20 protein-coding genes are annotated in these 25992 nt (G+C 40.9%); 2 read left to right on the top strand and 18 right to left on the bottom strand.

Annotated features, from left to right (window positions below):
- The 14 genes from JKG61_RS01525 to JKG61_RS01460 form a co-directional block, all read right to left on the bottom strand.
- Positions 1-1650: a DUF4843 domain-containing protein gene (locus JKG61_RS01525; RefSeq protein ID WP_202101225.1), complete on the bottom strand. Its 1650-nt coding sequence runs from the start codon at positions 1648-1650 to the stop codon at positions 1-3.
- Between the two features lie 11 nt (positions 1651-1661).
- Positions 1662-3080, bottom strand: coding sequence for a RagB/SusD family nutrient uptake outer membrane protein (locus JKG61_RS01520; RefSeq protein ID WP_202101224.1), 1419 nt, complete (start codon positions 3078-3080; stop codon positions 1662-1664).
- Between the two features lie 21 nt (positions 3081-3101).
- Complete coding sequence (locus JKG61_RS01515; RefSeq protein ID WP_202101223.1) at positions 3102-6599, bottom strand: SusC/RagA family TonB-linked outer membrane protein; 3498 nt, start codon at positions 6597-6599, stop codon at positions 3102-3104.
- Positions 6600-6639: 40 nt separating this feature from the next.
- Positions 6640-7797, bottom strand: coding sequence for a FecR family protein (locus JKG61_RS01510; RefSeq protein ID WP_202101222.1), 1158 nt, complete (start codon positions 7795-7797; stop codon positions 6640-6642).
- Between the two features lie 57 nt (positions 7798-7854).
- Positions 7855-8421: an RNA polymerase sigma factor gene (locus JKG61_RS01505; RefSeq protein WP_202101221.1), complete on the bottom strand. Its 567-nt coding sequence runs from the start codon at positions 8419-8421 to the stop codon at positions 7855-7857.
- Positions 8422-8717: 296 nt separating this feature from the next.
- On the bottom strand, positions 8718-9347 hold the full coding sequence (locus JKG61_RS01500) for a gluconate 2-dehydrogenase subunit 3 family protein (RefSeq protein WP_202101220.1): 630 nt from the start codon (positions 9345-9347) through the stop codon (positions 8718-8720).
- 11 nt (positions 9348-9358) lie between these two features.
- On the bottom strand, positions 9359-10783 hold the full coding sequence (locus tag JKG61_RS01495) for a Gfo/Idh/MocA family protein (RefSeq protein ID WP_202101219.1): 1425 nt from the start codon (positions 10781-10783) through the stop codon (positions 9359-9361).
- Between the two features lie 11 nt (positions 10784-10794).
- On the bottom strand, positions 10795-12483 hold the full coding sequence (locus tag JKG61_RS01490; protein WP_202101218.1) for a GMC oxidoreductase: 1689 nt from the start codon (positions 12481-12483) through the stop codon (positions 10795-10797).
- A gap of 44 nt (positions 12484-12527) precedes the next feature.
- Positions 12528-13775: a nucleoside permease gene (locus JKG61_RS01485; RefSeq protein ID WP_202101217.1), complete on the bottom strand. Its 1248-nt coding sequence runs from the start codon at positions 13773-13775 to the stop codon at positions 12528-12530.
- Between the two features lie 13 nt (positions 13776-13788).
- The gene (locus tag JKG61_RS01480; RefSeq protein WP_202101216.1) at positions 13789-14706 is read right to left on the bottom strand and encodes a hydroxypyruvate isomerase family protein; all 918 of its coding nucleotides are present in this window, start codon (positions 14704-14706) and stop codon (positions 13789-13791) included.
- Between the two features lie 33 nt (positions 14707-14739).
- Complete coding sequence (locus JKG61_RS01475) at positions 14740-15771, bottom strand: FAD:protein FMN transferase (protein ID WP_202101215.1); 1032 nt, start codon at positions 15769-15771, stop codon at positions 14740-14742.
- Between the two features lie 9 nt (positions 15772-15780).
- A complete protein-coding gene (locus JKG61_RS01470; protein ID WP_202101214.1) occupies positions 15781-17094 on the bottom strand; it encodes a Gfo/Idh/MocA family protein in 1314 nt (437 codons plus the stop codon).
- A gap of 26 nt (positions 17095-17120) precedes the next feature.
- Complete coding sequence (locus JKG61_RS01465; protein WP_202101213.1) at positions 17121-18086, bottom strand: formylglycine-generating enzyme family protein; 966 nt, start codon at positions 18084-18086, stop codon at positions 17121-17123.
- 97 nt (positions 18087-18183) lie between these two features.
- Positions 18184-19098, bottom strand: coding sequence for an AEC family transporter (locus JKG61_RS01460; protein ID WP_202101212.1), 915 nt, complete (start codon positions 19096-19098; stop codon positions 18184-18186).
- Between the two features lie 71 nt (positions 19099-19169).
- On the opposite strand from JKG61_RS01460, the gene JKG61_RS01455 reads away from it, so the two are divergent.
- A complete protein-coding gene (locus JKG61_RS01455; protein WP_237249338.1) occupies positions 19170-20303 on the top strand; it encodes an acyloxyacyl hydrolase in 1134 nt (377 codons plus the stop codon).
- A 27-nt stretch (positions 20304-20330) separates the two neighbouring features.
- Here the strand turns inward: JKG61_RS01455 and JKG61_RS01450 are convergent, their stop codons facing one another.
- The 4 genes from JKG61_RS01450 to JKG61_RS01435 form a co-directional block, all read right to left on the bottom strand.
- Positions 20331-20945, bottom strand: a complete 615-nt coding sequence (locus JKG61_RS01450; RefSeq protein ID WP_202101211.1) for a hypothetical protein — start codon at positions 20943-20945, stop codon at positions 20331-20333.
- Positions 20946-20956: 11 nt separating this feature from the next.
- Positions 20957-21718 carry a hypothetical protein gene (locus tag JKG61_RS01445; RefSeq protein WP_202101210.1) on the bottom strand — a complete coding sequence of 254 codons (762 nt, stop codon included), beginning with the start codon at positions 21716-21718 and terminating at the stop codon, positions 20957-20959.
- A gap of 108 nt (positions 21719-21826) precedes the next feature.
- Positions 21827-22699 carry an OmpA family protein gene (locus JKG61_RS01440; protein WP_202101510.1) on the bottom strand — a complete coding sequence of 291 codons (873 nt, stop codon included), beginning with the start codon at positions 22697-22699 and terminating at the stop codon, positions 21827-21829.
- Between the two features lie 81 nt (positions 22700-22780).
- Positions 22781-23815, bottom strand: coding sequence for a quinone-dependent dihydroorotate dehydrogenase (locus tag JKG61_RS01435; protein WP_202101209.1), 1035 nt, complete (start codon positions 23813-23815; stop codon positions 22781-22783).
- Positions 23816-24044: 229 nt separating this feature from the next.
- On the opposite strand from JKG61_RS01435, the gene JKG61_RS01430 reads away from it, so the two are divergent.
- On the top strand, positions 24045-25955 hold the full coding sequence (locus JKG61_RS01430) for an ABC-F family ATP-binding cassette domain-containing protein (protein ID WP_202101208.1): 1911 nt from the start codon (positions 24045-24047) through the stop codon (positions 25953-25955).
- The last annotated feature ends 37 nt before the right edge of the window (positions 25956-25992 follow it).

Here is a 25992-nt window from a genome sequence, read left to right as displayed (position 1 = left end):
TTATTTCAAATCACTTTTAATTAATAATTCCATTCGTCTATTGCTAGCAGAACTCGTGTTAAGACTGTTAACCACCATCACCGCATATAAATCACGGTCTGGATTATTGGACTTAAAAAAAATAATACTTTTAGACTCGGGACGTCTTATACGTGCATTATTAGCGGGTCCATTGAACGCTAGATCATAGTTCGGTCTGTTGATGACATCTATTTTTGCATTTTCATAAGCCGCAATCAACTGGCTCCTAGTCATAATATTGGCAAAGGCCTGTAATTCAGCATCACTGGCATTATCGAAATGAATAAGTGCGCCACCATTTCGCTCGTCAGCCGTCCACGCATTCAATGCTCCCGTACCGTTAGAAGCCTCTATAGCAGCCCATCCCGTCATGCTGGCTTGCATCGGAATAAAGTTACCGTAATTGGTTCCTGTAGCTGAACTCCAGACATAAGCAATATCGGTTTCTTTCCTTATAGTAGACGTAATAGCTTCATTAAAACCATAGGTACTAAGTGAAGCAAAGTCCACTAGACCGCGGGATGTCCCTACAGCGACTGCTTCGATAGCTAGGTTTCCATTCTTCACGAGATCACTTGTATCAAATTTCCCTGTTTTTGCATCTACTGTGATTGATCCAGATGCAGACGAGGTTACAGACTTTACCTTTAATAAGCTTACGACCCCACGTTCGAGGGAATAATAAACAACCAGATCACCATCTGCCATATTTCGGACACGTGTAGAAGGCCCATCATTGGTACTATTATAACCTGGACGATCGGCTATAGTCGATAAAAAATACGAATATGCGGACAGCAATCCAGATACGGAGTTTGCATTTTCAAACAATGCCAATTCATCCGCTTCCGGATTTGGAATACGCATCAATATACCATCATTGCGCTTTGTCCAAGTTGTCGGAATATGCGACGTCGAACCCCATCCCGTAAATGAAGTACTACTAGGCAACAAGAGGTTCATTCCCGAAGACGAACCAAACAATGTTATCAGATCAATGTGCTCTTGATTGGCATTTGCCCCATCTACTGTATATATATTATAATTACTCAAATCAGCATAGTTACCAATATTCTGATTGCTATACGAACCGACCGAGAAATCCCTATATACCAGCATATCATTTACGACCTGTAATTTAGAAGGATCTGGTACCGTAAGCATGTATACAAATCGACAAGCAATTTTGTGATAGCGGGTCATGATATCAATATCATCAGTAGGTAACAACTCTATAGCTATAGTAGGACTTCCGCTACCGCCGGGTAGGATATCAACTTCTATTTGACCAAAGCTACTATTCGCTGGAATAATAAACTCCTCTCCATTCGGCAGTCTGTAGTCTCGACCCTCTACCGCGGTCGTCTCCTCGGATATAACTTTAAATTTCAGTTTAATATCATGACCTGATTGCTTACCTGTCATATTTACTCGAAAAACAAGCTTACCATTAGCCGCCGGTACAGGACCCAATATCGGGAAAGTCTTGCCCGATGCATTACTATTTATTACAGCGTCATTGAATTCTATACGATTCTCCTCAAAAAGATATCGTTCTTCATAATCCTTAAAACATCCTGTTAAAAGAAAAAACAAGCCATATAGTAGAAAATTTATATTCTTTTTCATCTGTCATTCACTTAATATCCTGAATTCTGTTTCATATTACTGAAAGTAGTTACATCGCGCCATGGAATACGGCCCAAGACACGATAATCGGAGTATTGAAATGTTGTCCCATTAGCCTTAATAATATTCAGTCCCAGCCTTTTATAATCAAAAAAATTATGGCCTTCAAAACAAAGCTCTAATCGACGCTGCTTTAATATTTCATCAATCAGAGCCTGCTCAGCCAATCCCCCAGCAGGTGCTAAGCCTGCACGTGTACGGATACGATTCAGATCCATCAACGCAGCACTTTCTCCACCTTGCATATGGGCATAGGCCTCCGCCCGATTAAGATACATTTCAGATATCCTTATAACCGGTATATTATCCAGATTAGGGGCACCACCGCGACTAAAAAACTTCGTCATTTGATTATCGTTAGAAGCTGCGCCAAGGCCTTTAACAATCAACTTCTTACGCACGTCCGAATCTTCAAAAAGCGTATACAGTTCGTCTGATATCCTGCCTGGAGCCCCCCCATTCGACACAGTCGCCTCAGGGTCTACTCTATTTGTAAAGTCGGAACGAATAGCATTATCTACACCCAGATTCTGATCGACCTTAAATTCGACCTCAAACATAGACTCAGGGTGAGAAATAGCACGCCAATCTGAAACATAGCTATCTTTTGTCGACAAGCGACCCACCCCCGATTCCAATGCAATGGTAGACCACTTGATTACACCCTCATAATCAGCATTATACAAAGCTACACGGGAAAACAGCGCTGCCACAGAACCGGCTGTAGCGAAGAAAGGAGCCTGATTCGTAGGTTGGTCGCTTAATAAAACATACGCCTCTTCCAATTCCTTATATAAGTGGGCATACATTTCTTCAGAAGTCGCTCGTGCCAGATTTTCACTTTTATCGTAACTGTATATCGCATTAAGCCGTAGAGGTACTGTACCGCGATCGGTAGACCTTTTCACTTTTGGTTCGTAACCATATACCTTAGATAAATTATGATAATAAAGGCTTCTCAAAAAAAGTAACTGTCCACGTATCTTATTTTTACGTTTTACATCCCCTTGAAATTTCTCCAACTGATCCAAAATCATATTAATCTGTGCCAAAGCCTGATAACTAGTCAGCCAAGGTGTCATATGTACACCACGCGCATTGTTAGATAAAGTAAGTAATGTTGCGACGCGGCCGTGATGCGACACATTGTTGCCCAAAAACTCGGGGTAACTGATTAATTGCCGCCCATATAAAGATGTAGCTCTCAGGTAGGAGTAAGAACCCACTGTTGCCGTTTCAAAGTCTTCAGATGTCACCAAACTTTCAGACGCGTCGATCGCATCCGTAGGTTTCACATCTAAAATAGCCGAACAGGAGAACATCGACCATGCTATAGACAATCCTATATATTTATATATCTTTATTTTCATCTTTCCCTATAGTTAAAAACGTTAAAAACTTGCCGAAACACCAACCGTAAATGTTTTGGACTGAGGGATCTGTCCTACATTAGAGGTAAAATTTGACTCATCGATGTAAAATTCGGGATCATATCCTGTCCATTTTGTCCAAGTAGCTAGGTTCAGTGCATGTAGATAGACCTCTAAAGAATTCAATTTCGACTTACCCAGCTTTTTTGCTGGCACCTTGTAACTTATCGCCACCTGTTTTAGCCGTATATAAGATGCATCTTCCAAGAATCTTGATGAAGCGACCAAATCACTCAACGCTAGAGTTTCTGTATTACCGCTTATAGGCCGAGGAAATGCGGTGATCTGCCCTGGTTCCTGCCAACGCAGATCATATGCGCGCAGAGCTGAGTTAGCGATTACCCCACCGTTACGGTAAAGACGAGTATTCGTCTCATTGTACAATTCTCTTCCCATATCATATTGGAAGAAGATATCCAACGTGAAGCTTTTATAGCTAAATTTATTAGAGAATCCACCATAATAATCCGACATACGGCTTCCTCGTCCAAATGGAGCATAACTAGAGGAGCCTTGTGCACCTGGCGAATAGCTTAACTGATTCAGACCATACCACCACATAGGCTTACCCGTAGCTGCATTTACTCCAGCATACTGATTGACAAAATTCGTATACATCGGATACCCCACCCGGATACTCGTATTACTAGGCAATACATCCACATCGGTTTCTTCTATCTGTGTATCCTCATCCGAACCGTCTTCGGTGACTCCTCTATAGAGTTTAGTCACTTTATTTTTTAGAAATGAAATATTGAATGTAGATGTCCATTTAAAATCTACTGTCTTGATAACATCAGAATTCAATTCGATTTCCAATCCTTTATTGATCACTTCCCCGGTATTCCGATACACACTACTAAAACCACTGGTGTAAGGTAACGGCGTATTTAACAAGAGATCTTTGCTTCTCCTGTGAAATATTTCCGCAGATCCATATAATCTACGACGAAACATAGAAAAATCCACTCCAAAATTAGTCGTAATATTTCTCTCCCAACGTAATTCCGCATTTCCCATCTGACTTGTCTTCGTGCCAGGTAAGCCTGCGTAAGAGCCCGTACCGTTCCATAAAGCCAATGAAGCAAAGTTACGTATCTGGCTGTTACCTGTCTCGCCATAGCTAGCACGTAATTTAAGTTGTTGCAACCACACCGCCCGACGTACAAAAGGTTCTCGAGCCATATCCCAACCCGCTGATACAGCTGGAAATAAACCGAATAGGTTATCCTCTCCGAACTTAGACGAACCATCATAACGCAATACAGCACTAAACATATATCGCTTTTTGAAATTATAATTCGCCTGTGTAAAGAACCCTAAACGTCGGTCTCCCGTATACAGCTCATCAGCTCCCAGTATAGTCGAGGCGGCTGTCATGTATCTAAACTGGGGAGAAGGAAACCCCTCGGAAGTTGCAGAAACCCGGTATTGAGTATAATCTCTATATTCAGCTCCTAGAAGTGCATTGATATTATGATTGTTGTCTACCGTTTTATTGTATACAAGTGTATGTGATGTCGTAAAGGTGGACGAAGGCTGTACTCTAAAAGACTTGTATCCCTGTCGCGCGTTAGCTTCCTGTGTACGTGGATCTATATAGAATTCAGTACGATAAATCCGATAGTTCAGTCCGAAACGGGACTCAAAATTAAAGTCTTTTGATATTGCCCACGACAGTTGGAAGTTACCTAACATGTTGGCTGTCTTTGCTCGCTGGGTATTGATATCCGTAACATGGATCGCATTATAGGGAAAACTACCAGGAAAACGGTCTAATGGGGCATTGAAAGATCCGTCTTCATTATAAATAGGCAGGAAAGGCAACATAAACGGACTCGTAAACTGGGGAGAGGAAAGATAAGAATAGGATCCCCAAGAGCGATAGCTGCCATTTTGTTCCACATCACTTAGATTGATACTTCCCATGATCTTGACCTTATCGTTTACACTATGATTAAGACGCATATAAATCGATCCCCGTCTAAAATCATTACCTATTACATTCCCTTGCGTCAGATCATAAGACCCCGATATGCGAAAGGTCGTTTTATTCGTACCTCCTGACATCGCTAGTTGCAGGTTATTGGTCGTCCCTGTCCGAAAAGCCTCCGACTGCCAATCGTATGAAGGCAAAGCGGCGATTTCAGCATCGGTCATCGTAATCGGAAACTGACTTTCCTTCAACAATTCCGTACGAACCTTTTCTGGAGACCAACTAGGATTGAGATTGGCCAGAGCTTCAGAACGTACCCTAAGATACTGTTGTGTGTTCATTACCTCGAGCAACTGTATCGGAGACACCATACCTGAGCTCAGTTTAGCGGTAAATTTCGTGTTTCCAGCCTCCCCACTTTTGGTTGTAATCAATACTACTCCATTGGCCGCCTGCGCTCCATATATAGATGCTGCAGCAGCATCTTTCAAAACCTCTATTGACTTGATATCCGCCGGATTCAGGAAAGCCAAAGGATTACTCGCTGTAATATTACTAGCTGCATCTTCGGCATTAATCTCGACACCATCTACAATATATAAAGGTTGCTTCCCAGCACTAATCGATCCTTGTCCACGGATTTCAATATTGACAGGCCCGCCAGGTACACCCGACACCCCCTGTACTAGTACACCAGCCATACGTCCTTGCATCGCTTGATCAAAAGACTGTATTGGCATATTTTCAAAATCCTCCCCTTTCAGCTGTGACATAGATCCCGTAATTGTTCTCTTTTCTTGGGTCTGGTACCCAGTCACCACCACATCGTCCAAATCGACAATATCTTCACGCAAACTTACTTTTATTGGCGTAGACAGAGAGACGACACGTACCTCATGAGGCTTATACCCTATCGAACTGAAAACCAACACATCCCCCACTTTGGCCTGCACCGAGAACGAACCATCGATAGCAGTATATACTCGCCGCTTGGTACTTTGTACCAGTACAGTCACCCCTTCGCCTGGGATTTGCTTATTATTCATCTGCAATGTCACTGTACCGTTTACCTTATCCTGTAAGACAGCAACAGTTGTAACGCTAGACTTTGACGATGTTTTTTTTGAAGATAGGCTAAGTACAATGCTACGATCGACAATCTTATACTCAATCGGCTGATCTTTAAAATATTCACCTAGAGCTTCTTCTATCTCTACATTCTCGATATACAGATCTTTCTTCTTGGCCAATGCGATATCTTCATCGGTATAAATAAATCTATATTTACTCTTTTGGGTAATCAGATCCATAAACGCATTCAGGGTCAAGCTCTTTTGTTTGATCGTTATGATCTGCGCGGGTATAGCAGAAGTCATGGCCAAATGGATGAGCATGAACAAAATCATATACTGAATCAATCTGAATTTTGGTTCTTTGAGTTTTGCAGAATTCGGGGGGAACTCATCTCTTAAGAAATGAGGTTTCTTTCTCCACATAATCGAGGGAGTGCTATTTCTCATCATAAATTACGAATTGTTATAGTTGGTTAATTAGTTATTATTGTTAATGGCTCTGTACGGTGATTTCGTCTCCTTCAATAATGAATTTCACTCTATGCGTCATCTCTAGCTTCTCCAATGCCTTTTGCCAGTTTTCTTTTCTCGAAATCTCACCGCTGAACCGATATTTAGGTATGTCTCCTTCGTATTTAAAGTGGATAGGATACATCTGCTCGAGATCCTTGGTCAGCTCTTGGATCGTTGCTTTTTCAAAGGCATATACGCCAGTTCTCCAAAGACCGATACGATCAGTATCCACCATATGCCGTGTCACGATCTTCTGCCCTCTGTCATAGATGAATTCATTTCCTGGGGTCAGGGTTTCGGATTGACCAACCTCTTTGAAATTGACTTCTACTTTACCTGTCGCCAATCCGAGTTTGAACTTAGGTCGGTTATCATACCCATTTACATTAAAAGAAGTACCGAGCACCTTGATTTCGTTACCATGATTTTCGACAACAAAAGGCCTATCCTTGTCCTTGGAGACTACAAAAAAAGCTTCTCCATTTAGCTTAACACGACGCTCATTATTCCTTACATCGTGATTGTAAAATGTAATCGTGGAATTCGAATTCAGATAAACCGTACTACCGTCATACATTCTGAACGATATGGTCTTACCGATTGGCGTGTGAATCACTACAGGTTTATCTTGCCCCCTAACAACTGGACTTTCCAATCGTGCTGCCCGTACCAACGAAGAGACTTCATATACACTATCTTCTTGGACGATCAGGTCTTTTTGCATGGGACCGGTCTGCAAAGTGATTAAATCAGAGGCTTCTTTGGACAACAAGCTCAAACTGCCTCTCGTCTCCATAGTAGTGTCGGGAGACAGGGGCACAAATAAAAAGTAAAGCATAATCGAAGCCGCCACCGAAATCCCGCCAGCGACCAGCCATTGAGTTTTCTTCTTCTTTCGTTGAACATTGATCATTCGGAAATACGGAGCAGAAGTGTCCATAGAAACCATACTTTCAACCTTTTCCGATTGATCCTCACACAACAATCTCTCGTACAATTCACGGTTCTTGACATCTCGGTCAAGCCACTCCTGAAGCGTCTGAGACTCTACTGGGGTCAGCGAATCTTTCCTTGCTTTCCGGATAAGGGAAACGAGCTGATAGACGGTAGGTGTATAATCTGTTATTTTCTTCATCGAGGATCTAGTTCAAAGGTTTATTCTATTGAATTCCCTTATAGAACGACACCGATCCTAAAAAGTACTTAAAAAAAATAAAAAAGTCATAATCTTTCGCAGTAAGACTGTCTTGAGGCTAATAACTGCGTTGCGCTTATAGTTCTTAATCGTTTGTAGAGAGAGCTGCAGTTCATCCGCAATTTCTTGATTGCTTAAACCTTCTAAATAACTCATTTCAATTATTCTGCGACTGTAGGTAGGTAGTAGCTGGATTTCGCGGTAGGTTTCGGCCATGATCTCATTCTCCACGATTTGATTAAACAGATTTTCATGCTCCAACTCATTAAAGTAGGCTTGATTTCTATCCTGCATTCGGATATCAGACTTGAGTGTGTCTAAGCATCTGTTCTTTACACTTTTGTAAATGTAGAATACAAATTCTTCCTGGGTATTAAACTTTAGTTTTTTCTGATACAGTGTAGAAAAAACGCTGGAGACCACATCTTCATCATGGAAATTACCAACATATTGTCTGGCAAAAAAACATAAAGGTGCAAAATAGCCATTGAACAGCTCTTTAAACTTCTGTTCATCCGATAAATCAATTTTGGTACTTAAGGTTTTATCAAAATATTCAGCCATATTTTGAGGTTAGTGTTAATAGTCCTGTACTTTCCTTACGGTCTCACGACACGAGTATAAGAAAAAAAACTGAGAAACAACTTATATAACCGTTAACTTAAAATTGATTGATCACAAATATCAAATACTTATACCCCCATTTTTGGCTGGAAAACATAGAATCTGACAGACATCCCCATTAGCTACAAATATGGTAATTTATTCATCGGTGACAAACTAATTCATAAGATGTAACGGAGATAAAAAAAAGGTACCGTATTATATGCGGTACCTAATTACTATAGATTTGATGAATGTTAAGCAAATGCTTTATCTCCTTTTTTATAAGGGAACTCACCATCATAACGCCCAGGTACTTTCACATACCGAAGCGCTTTTGTACATCCCAGTTCAGAGTTAAAAAAACCAGTTAATGTCAATTGCTTGAACAAAGTAAACCAATGTGGAGGATCATTCTCCTCCGAATGATAAAGCTCATTCTGCTTTACTTTATGTTTCTCACGGATTTCTTTTTGCTCTTTTGATTGCTTTTTATTGAATTCTCCAGCTTCCTTGTCAAGCGCAGCTGCTACAGCTGTACGGTCTTCTATAGACAGCTCACCAAAAGGTTTGTTCTTTACTTCTTTTGCTTTTTCATCCAGCAAAGCAAGACCTTCTAAAAACACTTTTTGTTGCTTCTCCGTATAGCAATCCCTCACCATGACAGGGATGAAACTACCCACACCTGCTTCCTTAGCACCTGGTGTGGCTGTCGGTGGTAAAATAGCATCTGCTAGATCACCTAACCGTTCGATAATATCTTTCTCGAATAATCCTGCGACACTATTCGATGCAGGACGTGTACAACCCTCTAAAAACAGGTTCGCTCCAATAACAGAGCCCCCTAAAATCATAGCTACACGTTGTATTGCTTCTCTTCTATTCATCTTTATCTATTTTAAAATGTATAGTTTACTTCCCATCCCGGTCTATAGGTACGTTTGACAAACTGATTAGCTTCATCAAAGTTAGTAACCCGCATATTAGTATTGTCCCAAAGCAACTTCAAGCTACGACCCGGATATTTATTATCAATTTTTAAATCAGCACCTCGGATGGCAAGATTGGCCATTAGCAAAGCTTCTGTTAATGGACCTGCAATTTCAAATGGTGAAGACATCTCCATATTGCCGTATCCCGCCAGACAGCCTTCAACCCATTGCGCCCAATGTCCATTTGATCCACCTGGTACTCTTTGATATTTCTCTGCAACTTTCTTATATTGCTTAGTGGTAGGCAACAACCGTGGATTTGCTGCATAAGTATCAGCGAGGACTTTACCTTTGGTTCCAATGATAAGAATACCATTCCCTCCATCCCCAAACTTCTCATTAGCACCCAATTCATCAGGCCTCGGTGGCTGTATACCTCCATCCATCCAATGCACCTTTACATCGCCTTTAGTTTTAGCGGTCTTCGGAAAAGTCATCGTCACAGCACTCGATGGAGGGCAAGACTCTGGAAAATAACCTCGCTTGAACTCATCTACATACACTGAGCCCACACTCGCCTGTACATCTTTCACATATTGCAGTCCATAGATACTAAACGGGGCTTCCAGATTGTGACAGCCCATATCACCTAATGCGCCTGTACCATACGGCCACCAACCACGCCAATTAAAAGGCACCAACTTATCAAAATACTCCGTGTAGGGAGCCGTACCCAACCATTTGTCCCAATCTAAAGTAGATGGTATGGCAGCTTTCTGTGAAGGCCAAGCAATTCCTTGGGGCCACACAGGTCTATCCGTCCAAGCATAAACCTCTACCAAATCTCCGATCAGTCCAGCATCAATCCACTCACGCATCTGCCGAACACCATCTCCCGAAGCCCCTTGGTTTCCCATCTGTGTCACTACCTTATATTTTTTAGCTGCATGAGTCAGTGCCCTTGCTTCCCAAACATCATGAGCTAATGGCTTTTGTACATAGACATGTTTACCTAATTCCATTGCAGCCAATGTCTGTATAGCATGATTATGATCTGGTGTGGATATAGACACCGCATCAATATGTTGTGCCTCTTTATCTAGCATTTCTCTAAAATCAGTATAAAACTTAGCCTTAGGAAATTTCTCTACCGAATTCTTAGCTCTCGCCTTATCTACATCACAGAGATAAGCAATATTCGCTTTATTACTCTGAAAAATCTTGTTGACATCGGATCCCCCCATACCACCGACTCCGATAGATGCTACTTGCAACATATCACTAGGGGCACGAAATCCCGATCCTCCCAACACATGTCTTGGTACGATGGTAACACCAGCAGCTGCAATCGCAGCCTTTTTAATAAAATCTCGTCTACTGTCGTTATTCATAGTAAATTGTATTACAGGTTTCCTTTCTTTAGTTCATTAACAGCAAAATCCACAGCACGTGCAGTAAGCGCCATATAAGTCAAAGATGGATTCACACATCCTGCAGATGTCATAGCAGCACCATCTGTAACGAATACATTGAGAGCATCCCACACTTGGTTGTTACCATTCAACACCGATGTCTTAGGATCTCTACCCATACGTGCAGTTCCCATTTCATGAATTCCCTGACCTAGACCATACACATTATCATAGGTTTTCACATCTTTTACGCCGATACTTTCCAACATTTCTTTCATCTCGTTTTGCATATCTCCACGCATCTTGATTTCATTGTCTTTGATTTCCGCATCAACAGCCAATACAGGTAACCCCCACTTATCTTTCTTATCCTTATCCAGTTTGATATGGTTCTCGTGATAAGGAAGCATCTCACCGAAAGCACCAAAACCTACAGACCACTTTCCAGGCTCGCAGATAGCATCCTTCCATGCCCCCCCGACACTCATCTCTGCAATCTCCCCAGACCAACGTCCACGGCTAGCAGCTCCTTGATAACCAAAGCCACGAACATATTCCCGTTGCTTATTGTCACCATCCACATTAACAAAACGTGGCACATAAAGCCCTGTTGGACGTCTGCCGAAAATATATTTATCTTCAAATCCCTCAACCTTACCGCCAGCTCCACAACGGAAATGATGATCCATCAGATTATGTCCTAATTCACCACTACTACTTCCGAGTCCGCCTTCCCATACATCTGTCGCAGAATTCATCAATACCCAAGTCGAATTCATAGCAGAAGCACAGACAAAGACAATTTTTGCATAGTATTCATATGTTTGATTGGTCTCTGCATCTAATATTTCGACCCCTTTAGCTTTTTTCGTATCCTTATCGTATATGATCTTGGTAACAATAGAGAAAGGTCTTAATGTAAGATTTCCGGTTTTAACAGCTGCAGGTAAAGTAGCCGATTGCGTACTAAAATAAGCACCAAAATTACAGCCTAACCAACATTGATTTTGATATTGACAATTGACACGTCCTTCATGCGGCACAGTGATATTAGCTGTACGCCCCATAAGGAAATGACGCTTACCTCCATATTCCTTCTGTAGACGAGCTGCTAAATCCTTCTCTACAATATTGAAAGGCATAGCAGGCATATAATCACCATCAGGAAGCGATGGTACGCCATCCCGATTTCCAGATATACCAGCAAACTTCTCTGCATAACTATACCAAGGCGCAATATCTTTATAACGGATTGGCCAATCTACACCATGTCCATCCTTCAGGTTTGCCTCAAAATCTAAATCCCCCAAACGGTAAGACTGTCTACCCCACATCAACGAACGTCCCCCCACATGATAACCTCTATACCAGTCAAAACGCTTGATTTCGGTATACGGACTCTCCTTTTCATTAACCCAATAATCAAGATTCTTCTCATTCAAAGGATAATCTCTCTTTAATACAGGATAATCAGCAATCATCTCTTGCGTCCTTCCCCCTGCATGCGGAAACTCCCAAGGATGTTTATTAGGCGAGGTATAATCCTTGATATGTTCAATGTTACGACCGCGTTCCAACATAATGGTTTTCAACCCTTTCTCCGTCAATTCTTTCGCAGCCCAACCTCCACTTATGCCTGAACCTATTACAATTGCATCATATGTATTATTTTCTACCATGACTTTAAATATTTTTTATTTATTAATCTCTCTCTATTTCTTAACTAAACTTTAGCTGCTGTTCCGACTTTTTCATCTTTAAAAAGCAGCATAAAAATAACCATCACAACCAACGCGATTCCGGCAGGAATAATCCAGGTTTGCTGCCAAAATGCAGCAACATTAGATTCTTGCAGGTCTTTATACATTTCGCCAACATATCCAGCTACCCAAAAACCGATTAATTGTCCTACACCATAAGTAGCCAAAGTAATCAGACCTTGTGCAGCACTTTTATATTTTTCTCCAGCCTTACTGTCCGTATAGATCTGTCCTGAAACAAAAAAGAAATCATAGCAGATACCATGCAATGCAATACCTAGGATCAACATAAACGAAAGATCTCCAGCATTGCCATAGGCAAAAAGCAAATAGCGGACAGCCCACGCCAACATCCCCACCAAAATGGTTTTCTTAAAGCCAAAACGAGTAAAGAACAACGGTAAAAGCAAAAGAAATCCCACTTCTGAGATTTGACCAATGGTCATTTTCCCTGTTGGATTTTCCAAACCGATTTGATCTAAAAAGGGATTTGCATTTTGATAATAAAAAGCAAGAGGAATACAAATCAAGATCGAGGAGATAAAGAAAATCAAGAAATTCTTATCTTTCAATAACTTGATAGCATCTAAGCCAATAATAGAAGCAAATGAAGGCTTTTCCTCTGCAGACGCTTTAACTGGAGGTGTTTTAGGCAACACAAAAGAAAACAATCCGAGCACCAAAGAAGCAACACCGGCCATCAAAAATGTATTTTTCAAAGCACCTTGTGCAGAAGCCTCAGCACCATCCCACTTAAACAAATAACTTATTGATAATCCAGCAACAATCCAACCAATAGTACCCCAGATCCGAATTCCAGAAAACTCCTTCTCCGGATTAGCCAGCTGTCGGAAAGACACCGAATTCACCAACGACAAAGTAGGCATATACAGAATCATATAGGACAATACATAAGGGTAAAATACCGTCACATCAGGTGCTTGATACATTTGATACATCAAAATAGCACCTACTAAATGTAAAATACCCAAAATACGCTCGGCATTGAAATAACGATCGGCGATCATTCCGATAATAAAAGGAGCAATAATCGCCCCAAGAGATTGTGTAGAAAACACATTCGCAATCTCAAATTGACCTGCACTCAAGTTTTTGATAAGGAATGTACCCAAGGTAACAAACCAAGACCCCCAAATAAAAAATTCGAGGAACATCATAAACGACAGTTTGACTTTCGTAGTTGAATTCATAAGTTTAAATTGATTAGAAATTATCGACTTCTCTATATGCCTTTACCAAAGCTTCTTCCCCTTCTTTCCCTCCTTTTGACATCCCATGCTCCATCCCCACAACTCCTGTATACCCCTTATTATAAAGCCATTTAAAAACATTTTTATAATTGATCTCTCCTGTTGTTGGTTCTTTACGACCAGGATTATCACCCACTTGGATATAAGCAATCTCACTCCAACATTGATTCATAAAATTGATCAGATTACCTTCGTTCTTCTGTTGATGATAAGCATCGTACAAAATCTTACACGATGGACTATCTACCGCTTTACATATTTCATAAGCTTGGTCTGTAAATCGCAGAAACAAATCAGGTGTATCACTTAGCGGTTCCAAAACCATTGTAATACCGTGAGGTTCCAACAATTCAGCGCCACGCTTCAATCCCTCAATAACATTTGCGGTTTGCACTCCAATAGGAAGGCGGCGTTCATAATCACCTGGTACCACCGTAATCCATTTTGCATTTACCCGTTTTGCAGTCTCGATAGACTCCCGACATCCTTTCAGAAATATATCTACATGTTCTTCTTTTCCTGCCGCAAGCGTATTCGCACCATTGCCTCCTTTAGGAACAACAAATACGCCCATTCGCATACCTAACTTCGAAAGAAGTTCTCCAACTTTCTTCTGTTCATCCACCGTTCTTCCCGTCATACCGTTATCTTCGATGCTGCGAAAGCCTAAATCATGCATGTACTTTATTTCATCAAGAAAATTCTTGCCGGCACTTGCACTGAACATACCTTGATGAGGTGCATAATCAAGCTGAAAAGCAGCTCCTCCTTTCGTCCCCCCATCACTTACAGAAGCATGCGATAGTGATGGAACTAACAAGCTACTTCCAAATAGCAATCCTGAGTTTTTTATAAAATCAGATCTTTTCATTACTTTATTAAAAAGGTTTATCCGTTGATCACGTTAATAAATATAGTTATTAAATCCCGAGCTTTGCAACTCCTTAAAAGTGTTATCCTCAAAACAAATGAGATACAGTTCCACATTCTTGCGTTTATTAGCAAACCGAATAGCCTCTTCAGGAGTTAAACTCATAAAATAGTTATCCAAAGCATCTGCTTCCATCGCTGTCTTCGCAATCACGGTAGCACTCACAATAGTGCTCTGCAAAGGTTGTCCCGTCAATGGGTTCATATGATGGGATATCATCTTCCCATTCACCTTACGTTGTTGTTCGTAAACTCCTGAACTGGTAATAGCGTTGTTACTCATCTTCACTCGGAGCATTTCTCCTTTAGCAATATGTGTTGGTCTATACAACTCCACCACAAAAGGCCCATCAGGCTTAGATCCAAATGATCGGATCTCTCCTCCCAACTCCACCAAAAAATCTTTAACTCCCCTACTTGTTAAATGAGTGGCCAATACATCGACAGAATATCCCTGCGCAATCCCATTTAAATCGATAGAAACATTCCGCACACGTTTGACTAACCTATTTCCCTTCACTTCCAATTTCTTCATCCCGATAATCTGCCGTACACTATCTATTACCTCTTGGCTCGGAACATTCTTTGCACCATCCGCTCCAAATCCCCATATTTTCACAAGCGGATACACCGTAATATCGAAATAACCACGAGTATCCTGATAGGTTTTCCAACTCGCTTGAACAACTTTCGCCATATGATCATCCATAGTTACCTCGGACACATTAGGATCATTAAATTGGCAAATAATAGAATTTGCATCGTAGAGCGACATCGACTGGTCTATTACTTTTAAGACACTATCGATTTCTTGTTTCGAAATCCGCTCCTCACCATAATACTTAATTTGATAAGTGGTGCCCTGTGCTCTCCCTGACAACACATGGGACTCTTGCCCATAAAGAGAAGCTGTCAGCAGAAAAAAACAGAAAAAAAAGCCACATCGAAACACCCCTACATAGGTGGGGAAACCAAAAAACATCCGATGAATAGCACTAGCAAACATGTTCAATAATTAGATATATAAGGCTGTGTTAATACCAGGTACCGCTACAGGATATAAACCGTCAGCATCTGGCAAAGGACGTGGTAATGCATCCCAAGCGTAATGTTCAGGCATAATCGAGATATTCGATTGAATCGCTTTCTCCCACTTGATCACAGTCCCCGTATAGCATGCGAGACGCCCTATAATCCCGGTCAATGTACTATAAGCACCATACTCTGCATTATCAAACTTGTACTCCCCTTTTGCGATTGCAGCAAACAATTCGACATGCTCTTGGCGATAAGGATTTGGATTACCTTTTGCATCATGACGATAAATCTCCTTACCATTTGCATCCCATAACACAGCCTGATTACCGGCAGACAGATAGACTCTACCTTTTGTGGCCTGAAAAGCTTCTTCCACCCTATTATGCGTCCCCTCAAAATGACGGCACTGACTGTAGACCACAGAACCATCATCATAAGTCATCTCTATCGCAAAATTATCATAGATTTCGCCATAGTCCTTACCCGTGCGGTGAGCGCGTGATCCCGTACCTTCAATAGAAATAGGGTATTTTCCTTTCACCCAGTTGGCAACATCAATATTATGCACATGCTGTTCGACGATATGATCACCACAGAGCCAATTAAAATAATACCAATTGCGCATCTGATATTCCATCTCTGTTTGTTCTGGTTTACGAGGCCTCACCCATACGCCGCCACTATTCCAATAGACCTGACCAGCCACGACATCACCGATAGCACCATCCTGAATACGCTTTATAGCTTCCCGATAATTCGTCTGGTAACGACGCTGAAGTCCTACTACGACATTTAACTTCTTACGCTTGGCTTCGGCAGCTACTTCGAGAACCTTACGGATACCAGGAATATCTACGGCAACAGGTTTTTCCATAAAAACATGTTTCCCAGCTTTAATTGCTTCCTCAAAATGTATCGGACGAAATCCTGGAGGAGTAGTCAAAATCACAACATCTGCATCCTTTATAGCCGCTTTATAAGCATCAAACCCAACGTATTTGCGACTATCAGGAACATCCATCTTATCGGCATACTTCTTTTGAAGATTAGTATACGCTGAATCTAGATTATCCTTAAACGCATCAGCCATCGCTACAATTTTAATCTGCTGTCCCGACTCTAGTGCGTCTACAGCCGCCCCGGTACCACGCCCTCCACAGCCAATAACAGCAACACGGATAACGTCTGTGCCTGCGGCAAAAACGGATGACAAGGGGGAGCTTGCGATAATTGTGCTTCCTGCAATAATCGAAGTTGATTTTAAGAAATCTCTCCTATTAAAATGACTCATAACTTATAATATAATTGGTATAGGGTTTAAAAATCTTCTATCGGTGCTTTATCATAATACGCCATGGCCTCTTCATGCGAAGGTGCTTTTACAGGTCTCACCAATCGCATACCTACAAAAGGAGCCTCCGGAAACCACCAGTTCGATTTAGGCATCTGAGGATCCAACTGTTTCCAAACAGGATCGGACGCCCCTCTTGCCGACGAACGCAAAGCCTTAGCTGGGCTATCGAAAGATCCACCACGTACTACATGAGCATATAACTCTGTAGGTTCTGCTACGGGATTATCCCCGACTTTACCTTCAAATTGACTATAGAAAGTAGGTATATATTGGTCATAAGTCCATTCCGAAACATTGCCCAACATATCGTACAATCCATAGGCATTAGGCTTCTTCTCTCCTACCTTATGTGTATGTTTATCACTATTTGCAGCATACCAAGCATAATCCCCTAACATCGAAGCATCTTCACCAAAAAAATAAGCCTTATCTGACCCTGCTCGACAGGCAAATTCCCATTCTGCTTCTGTAGGTAACCGATAAAAAACACCAGTTCTAATATATAACCACTTACAAAACTGAATCGCATTATAATGCGTCATTGCCAATGCCGGATGCCCTTCTTTCCCCATGCCAAATGTCATATCTAAATAAGGCTTAGTGGGCCGGGTTACCGCATCGACTTCCGAAGGAACTGCTCCCTCTTTCTGTTTAGAAAGTTCATAATCCTTATACAAAAATGGCTCGTAAAGATCCCAGGTAACTTCATAAGTCCCCATCCAAAACGGAGCCACTTTAACTGAATGCACCGGAGATTCATCCGCTTCGCCGGATTTACTCCCCATCCTAAATTGTCCTCCAGGGATGGGCTCCATTGAAAATGACAAAGAAGTGCCATTAATCTCCTGAACGTATTTTTTAAATGTTTTATCCTGAGCTTTTACAGAACTGACGCTCAATACTAATAGCGCAAAAAAAAGTCTCTTCATGTATCTCACAACGGGTTTATAAGCTAATTGCCTTTAATGTTTTAATAAAGGTAAAAGTAAAATCAAATTATAGCCCCAATTCTCTATAACATTTATGTTACAGAAGTGTAATAATTACACTATGCCACAAAAACACCAAGGCAAGTCCAAATAGAATACTTAGACCGATAATCGTATTTGCTAGTTTAGCGTTAAGCCCAAAACTCTGAATCACAATACTCGAAGCGACCAAACTAGGCATTGCCATTTCAAAAACTGATACTTGAAAAAAAACTCCCTTCCATCCCATGACTGTCGCAACCAGCAGCGCAAAGGTTGGAGCCAAAAGCAATTTATAAAAAAGAGAAGCGCCTATCGCATTAATTTCCGTTCCAATACGCTGAAAGTGTAATTGAAGACCAATAGAAAATAAAGCCAAAGGACTTACTGTAGCCGCCAGACTACCCAAAAAATCATCCAATGAAATCAGTCGGAGAACGTCCTGAAAACACAAAGCAAACAAAGCCGCTACAAAAGGGGGAAAAGACAATATACGCCTTGCTATGAGCTTGTATTTTTGCACCGTTTTTATACGTTGAGGTTTAAAACTAGTCGCCAAAAATACCCCAAAAGAAGAAAGCACAAAAAATGTCGCCTGATCACTCACGATGCCTACTTTCAGCTGCTCCACTCCAAAAAAACTAATAATAAGCGGAAACCCAACAAAAGAAGTATTACTGAGACCCGACACAATGATTAATGTAGTCAATGTCCGTGAAGAAAAATCAAAAATAGGCTGAATCAGACGAAAGAAAACATAAGAAAGACCGAAAATAAAAAATGGCAGTAAAGCCGTAAAGAGATATTGCACACTCCAATCGATCTTGGGCATATGCAAAAGAGCGATAGCAGGTAACCCAACATAAATAATCCAATTATTAACTATTTTATAGTTGTCTTTATCTGCTAACTTAAAAAAACGGAATAAATATCCGATTAATAAACAAACTAGGATAATGAAAAAGTTAACCATCGAGTTCAGGATTGCTTATATTTTAATATTTTTGTCCAAATTTATGACTTGGCATCTAATAATACATCATCTTGAAGACTAAATTCCTTATATCCCTGTTGGCAGCATTACTAAGTTTGAGCTTGGCCTGGGCCTCAACCGACACATTAACAAACATGGTAATCAAAAACTCGCTAATAATAGAGGCCGAGATAGAAAACGGAGGAATTTTAGCAACAGGAGAGTTAAAAAGCACCACATTCAAAGATGCTTACTACAATGGCTTCAATCTCAAAGTAGGTTGGAAAATAAATTCCAAAAGTGACCAATATTTCAAACTGTACAACAATCCCATATATGGGATTGGCTTTTACAGCAGCACATTTAACAACGACATCGTCGGAAGCCCTTATGCAGTATACGGTTTTGTCCAGACTCCATTTGGTAACATCGACAATGAGAAATGGTCCTTCGACTACCGTATAGGACTGGGTCTATCTGGCAACTTTAAGCCCTATGATGAGGATACCAATCCCCTTAACCTAGCTATTGCTACTAAAAACAATGTGTACATCGACTTCGGCATCCGCAGTCAGTATAAACTATCACCAAAATTCAAGGCAGGTGTAGGCTTGGCCTTTCACCACTTTTCTAACGGAGCACTCAAATTACCAAACAAAGGTGTAAATCTTTTCCCTCTAACAGCATCCATTACCTACCAGCCAGACGGCAGGACATATAGAAAAGATACCACATCACTAGAACCCTATCCCAAGAAAATTCTCTATCACATAAATGTAGGGGCAGGGCTGAAACAAGTAGCACGCGACAAAGAGCGTCGGTACTTTAAATCCACATTCAGTCTCTATGCCAGCCGACACGTCAGCCATAAATGGCGAATAGGAGGCGGTATGGATCTCTTCTACTCCGATTCGGGTAATGACGAAGAAATAGCGGAAGATAAAACAGGGAAGCTAAGCGCTAAGTTATCCGGAGGACCAGCATTCTACCTTGTGCATGTGCTCAATAAAGACCTTGTATTGAACGGTAACGTTGGATACTACATCCACAACCAATATTTTAATGGAGAGATAAGAAGGGTATTTTTAAGAGCAGGATTCCGCTATTATGTCTACAAGAACATCAATGCCGGAATATCCATAAAAGCACATATGGGAAAAGCAGACTTTATAGAATCAACACTAGGCTATACATTCAATCGGTAATGTATTGCCCAGTGCTAAGCATTAAAGCTAAAGTTTATTAAGGCCTTTTTCAACAGCCTTAGAAACACTTTTACCAAAATCTTTATCTACGGTAATATAACCCGGATAAAAAAAGTTCTTGCCCCCAATCCTGACCGAAGGCTTGATCTTCAAAGCAAAGAAGCCATTGCTTTTTTTGGTAAATATATCATTGAGAACTTTATCAAAACCCTGTTCTTTCGCTACACCAAAGATGTTCGCAGAAAATGTCAACGGTACAACCATAGTTTGTCCGTTGGATAGATTGATATTCTCCGCGACAGCTCCTTCAAAAAGTGGCTTACCAGCCATTTCAATAATATATTTAAACTCGTTGATCTTGGTCACTGTCGACGTAGGATTCGTGATTTTCAAATTTACTCTCGCTTCCAAAGGAAGATCCTGGCGCAATAAAGCCATTGCGATCCCTGGCAAACTGGCCAATGAAGCACTTCCACCCGATTGATAGGAATCAATATCCCTGCCTGCCAATCGGATTTGATCCACAGACTCTACATCATAATTAAATTTACTCAATGCCTCCACCTGAGCTTTCTGGTTAATAGCACAGCTGGACAACAACCACGTACAGAGCAGTAACGTTACAATTTTTATTCTATTCATTGTTTTAAATTTTATTTTTTCTTATTACCCGATCTTCCAAAATTATAGGCAACTCCCAGTGTAAAAATAGAATTTCCTGCATTGAGATACGAATTATTTACAACACCGATATTAAATCCTGTTGTATACTGCAACTGAAGGCCTCTCAACAACTCCATACGTGTGAAGAAAACAGGTTCAATAAAAAGATTCTCCTCCCGAGCAGCCTGAACATCATCCAACCAAAAATCAGTCATAGCCCCCCGACTCACGCGTATTGTAGTCCCATAATTTAAGACCCGCTTACCACCGAACAGGTTTAACCGCCCCTTTGTAGTGGATGAATAATTCACCTGCAGGAATATTTTATCAAAATCCATTTTACGGCTTCCCACCACCTCATAGTCTCGTATAGAAGCACGCTGGTCTAATTCACGGGAATTACCTAAACCATAGCCTCCATAGATTTCCAAGATCTGCCTCTTGGACTTACCTATTTCGGTAAAATAACCTACCGCACCTTCAGCCAGCCATTGCCTAAAATGGGTATTGGATTCCCGTCCATGGTTTACAGTTGAGGCATTGGCCAATAGGGCAACATGATCCGTGAGTGATACCGCCGCAGTTCCCGAGGCATTGCCCTTCAGATTGATATGTCCAGCAAGGTATCCCTCTCCTTGCTGCCTAAACATAGGGGTCGCAGGCACGTTAGGCATATATATTGAGCTACAACTCCCCAAAATAAAACTACCGGATAAAGCTATAAGCGCTATGACATAATTATTCTTTAACATACCTCCTTCTCCCAAACAATCATGCCAATCTATAAAACTCAACCATCATCACACAAAAAAAATCCCTGAATTAAAAACTCAGGGACTCTATGTATGCTATAGACAAAACTACATCGAAGTAGCTTCCGTATCAGGCGCCTTATCAATCAACTCCATGAATTGATCTAACTTTGGCGTAATAATAATCTGCGTACGTCTGTTTCTAGCTTTACCATTCGCAGACGTATTATCAGCAATAGGATTATATTCACCACGTCCACCAGCTGTCAAACGCTTAGGATCCACACCATACATCGTCTGCAACGCCTGTACCACAGAGGAAGCACGTAATGTACTCAAATCCCAGTTATTGCGGATATTTGGTTTAGAGATAGGATCCGTATCCGTATTACCTTCGATCAACACATCGTAGTCTCTATAATCTTGAATAATCTTAGCAATCTTACTTAAGGTTTCTCCCGCTTTATCAGACACCTCATAACTACCCGACTTATACAGCATGTTATCAGAAAGTGATATATACACCACTCCTTTCAACACCTGCACATCTACATCTTTAAGTTCTTCACGACTCAAAGAACGGGTCAGGTTATTGGTCAACACCATATTAAGTGAATCACTTTTATTCTTCGTATTCACTAAGTGTTGTATATACTTATTAGATGCATTAATTTCATCAACCAATTTGGAAATATTCACATTCCCTTGGGAATTTTGTGCTATACTATTATCCAAAGTAGACTGTAACTTAGCATAAGCCTCTTTCAATGAAGCATTATTCTTGCGCTCATATTCCAGTTGATCTTCCAAACTTTTGATTTTTGCACGGCTTTCTGTAAGATCCATCTGCCCCTTTTGGTACAGCTCAGCCAAGTCTTTATGTTGGGTTTCTAAGGCTACATATTTTTTGTTACTCACACAGCTACTCATTACAATCCCACCTAGTAAAATCGTAATTGGCAAAAGGCGTTTTTTATACATCATACCATTATAAATTTGATGGATACAAGATAGCAAATAAAATCTTTGAATTTTTATCCTAAATAGTTAAAAAACATAAAATTACTTTCCTGTCTTCAGTAGATGTTTACAAATAGCACTGACCAACCCTGGACCTTCATAAATAAAACCTGTATACACTTGTACTAGCGCAGCCCCAGCTTCGAGCTTGTCTACAGCGTCCTGTCCGGAATGTATACCGCCGACACCAATAATAGGGAAAGCTTTGCCAGATTTCTCAGACAAGTAACGAATAACCTCGGTCGACCGTTTTGTCAATGGCTTACCACTTACTCCTCCGGCCTCATTAAGCAATTCAGGAGCGCTACTAAGTCCTTCTCTCGAAATGGTAGTATTCGTTGCTATTACACCTGCAATCTTAGTTTCCGTAACAATCTCTACGATATCATCCAATTGGCTATCCGTCAGATCCGGGGCAATCTTTAATAAAATAGGCTTCGCTTTTGGTTTTTCGAGATTGAGCTTTTGCAAGGTATCTAGAATCCGCATCAGCGGTTCTTTCTCCTGCAGATCTCGTAATCCTGGAGTATTTGGTGAACTTACATTCACTACAAAATAATCCACATATTCGTACAGAGCGTGAAAACAATAGATATAATCATTTACGGCTTCTTCGTTTGGAGTAACTTTATTTTTCCCAATATTACCACCAATAATGACTCCTTCTCTATCCTTAAGGTGTTTCAATCGTCCCGCAGCTACATCCGCTCCTTGGTTGTTAAAGCCCATCCTATTGATTAGTGCAGCATCGTTTACCAAGCGAAACATTCGAGGTTTATCGTTCCCAGGCTGAGGCCTTGGCGTTACCGTACCGATCTCGATAAAACCAAATCCAAATTTGGCCATATCCTCAATATATTCCGCATTTTTATCAAAACCAGCTGCTAGTCCTACCGGATTTTTAAACTTAAGTCCAAAAACCTCCCGTTCCAAACGTGGATCGGATACACTATAAATAGATTTGAGCAAGGCCTTTGCACCCCAGATCTTTGAGAAATTTTTCAACCCTCCCGTCACCGTATGATGTGCCTTTTCAGGGTTCATTGAAAAGAAAATTGGCTTTACTAATTTATACATAATATAACATAAAAAGTCATTGAAGAAATTGCCATAAAAAAGCTTATATCACTTTTGGCATATCTGCACAAAGGTAGAAAAGAAGCAGAAATAATCACTACTTTTGCTTTTTAAATCCCGATAAAGACGTAAAACATTTTATCGAGGGCAATCGACACATATTGAGGACGATGAAAAGTCAAACCGATCCGCTAGCTAGCAGATCAAAAAGTAAAAGCATACATCTGAAATGATATCAATAAATAATTTAACATTTGAAATAGGCGCAAGAGCCCTATATGACGAAGCAAACTGGCACATCAAACCGGGAGACAAAGCGGGATTGATCGGTGCTAATGGAGCGGGAAAATCCACCTTACTAAAGTTGATCGTTGGAGATTATGCCCCTACTTCCGGCTCTATTTCAATGGCAAAGGATTTAAAAATAGGGTACCTCAATCAGGATCTCTTATCCTATCATTCCGAAAAAAGCATCCTTTATGTAGCGATGGAAGCATTTACGCGCCAGAACGAACTACATGCAGAGATAGAAGTGCTGTTAAAAAAGTTAGAAACAGATTATTCCGACGATATTTTAAACAAACTCAGCGATAAGCAAATGGAGTTTGAAGCCCTAGATGGCTATAATATCGAATTCAGGGCTAATGAAATCCTAGCAGGGCTTGGCTTCTCACAGGATGAACAGCAGCGTCCCTTGGCCACCTTCTCCGGAGGATGGCGTATGCGCGTCATGCTGGCACGAATACTACTCCAAGCACCAGACATCCTATTACTCGATGAGCCAACCAACCACTTGGACCTTCCCTCCATCAAATGGCTTGAAAACTATTTACAGGGATTTGAAGGAGCAATCGTAATTGTATCCCACGACCGTTATTTCTTGGACCGTATCATCAATAAAACGGTAGAGTCTAAACGTGGGAAACTAACCCTATATGCAGGGAATTATTCATTCTATCTTGAAGAAAAGTCATTACGTGAAGAAATTCAAGGCAATCAGTTTAAAAATCAGCAAGCAAAAATAAAGCAGGAAGAAAAATTAATTGAACGCTTCCGCGCTAAAGCCTCCAAAGCGAAGATGGTACAATCACGTATCAAAGCATTGGATAAAATGGACAAGATATCCGATGTTGATGATGACAACCCAGAAGTAAATTTCAGCTTCAAGTTTTCGAAACCATCAGGACGGCATGTCGTCACACTAGAAAACATTTCCAAGTCTTATCCTAACCTTGAAATATTACGGGATACCGATGGACTTATCGAAAAAGGGGACAAAATTGCTTTGATCGGAGCCAATGGTAAGGGTAAATCCACACTGTTACGCATAGTAGCAGATGCCGACTCGGACTACAAAGGAACAAGTGTAAAAGGCCATAACGTATTGCAAACCTTCTTTGCACAGCACCAGCTAGAAGCATTACATCTCGAAAACTCCATCCTTCAAGAGCTACAAAACTTTGCTCCCAAACATACCGAAACAGAACTTCGGTCTATCCTAGGATCCTTTCTATTTACAGGAGATGATGTATTTAAGAAAATCAAAGTATTATCCGGTGGTGAAAAATCCCGTGTAGCACTAGCAAAAGCGTTAACAGCCGATGCAAACTTCCTTGTACTGGATGAGCCGACCAACCACTTGGATATGGCTTCTGTCAATATCTTGATTCAAGCATTACAACAATATGAAGGAACATTAATTGTGGTATCTCACGACCGTTACTTCTTAGAGCATGTAGCCAATAAAATCTGGTTCATCGAAGACAAAGAAATCAAAGAATACCCTGGCACCTATGAAGAATACGAAACCTGGAATTCAAAGCGTGTCCAAAAGCCAGTTGTAGAGAAAAAAGTCGTAAAGGAAGAGCCTAAAAAAGAGAAGAAGGCAGCACCTACAGAAGATAACAAAAGGCTAATCCTGAAAAAAAACAAAGAACTGGCTCAGTTAGAGCAACAAATTGCACTCAAGGAGGCAGATGTTAAAGAATTGGAAATACAGCTTGCTGACGAAGAAATATATTCTGATGCGACCAAATTACAGGACATCACCCGTAAGTACAATTCAGCAAAAGCCGAATACCAACAGTTGCAAAACGATTGGGAAAGAATTGCAGAGGAAATCATCGAATTAGAAGGCTAGTCAGCATAACAACCTCTCCGTCAGATTCCGCTATGCG

This window comes from Sphingobacterium faecale (genome assembly GCF_016746095.1).
Taxonomy (GTDB): Bacteria; Bacteroidota; Bacteroidia; order Sphingobacteriales; family Sphingobacteriaceae; genus Sphingobacterium; species Sphingobacterium faecale.
This window is presented reverse-complemented; position numbering and strand designations above follow the sequence as displayed.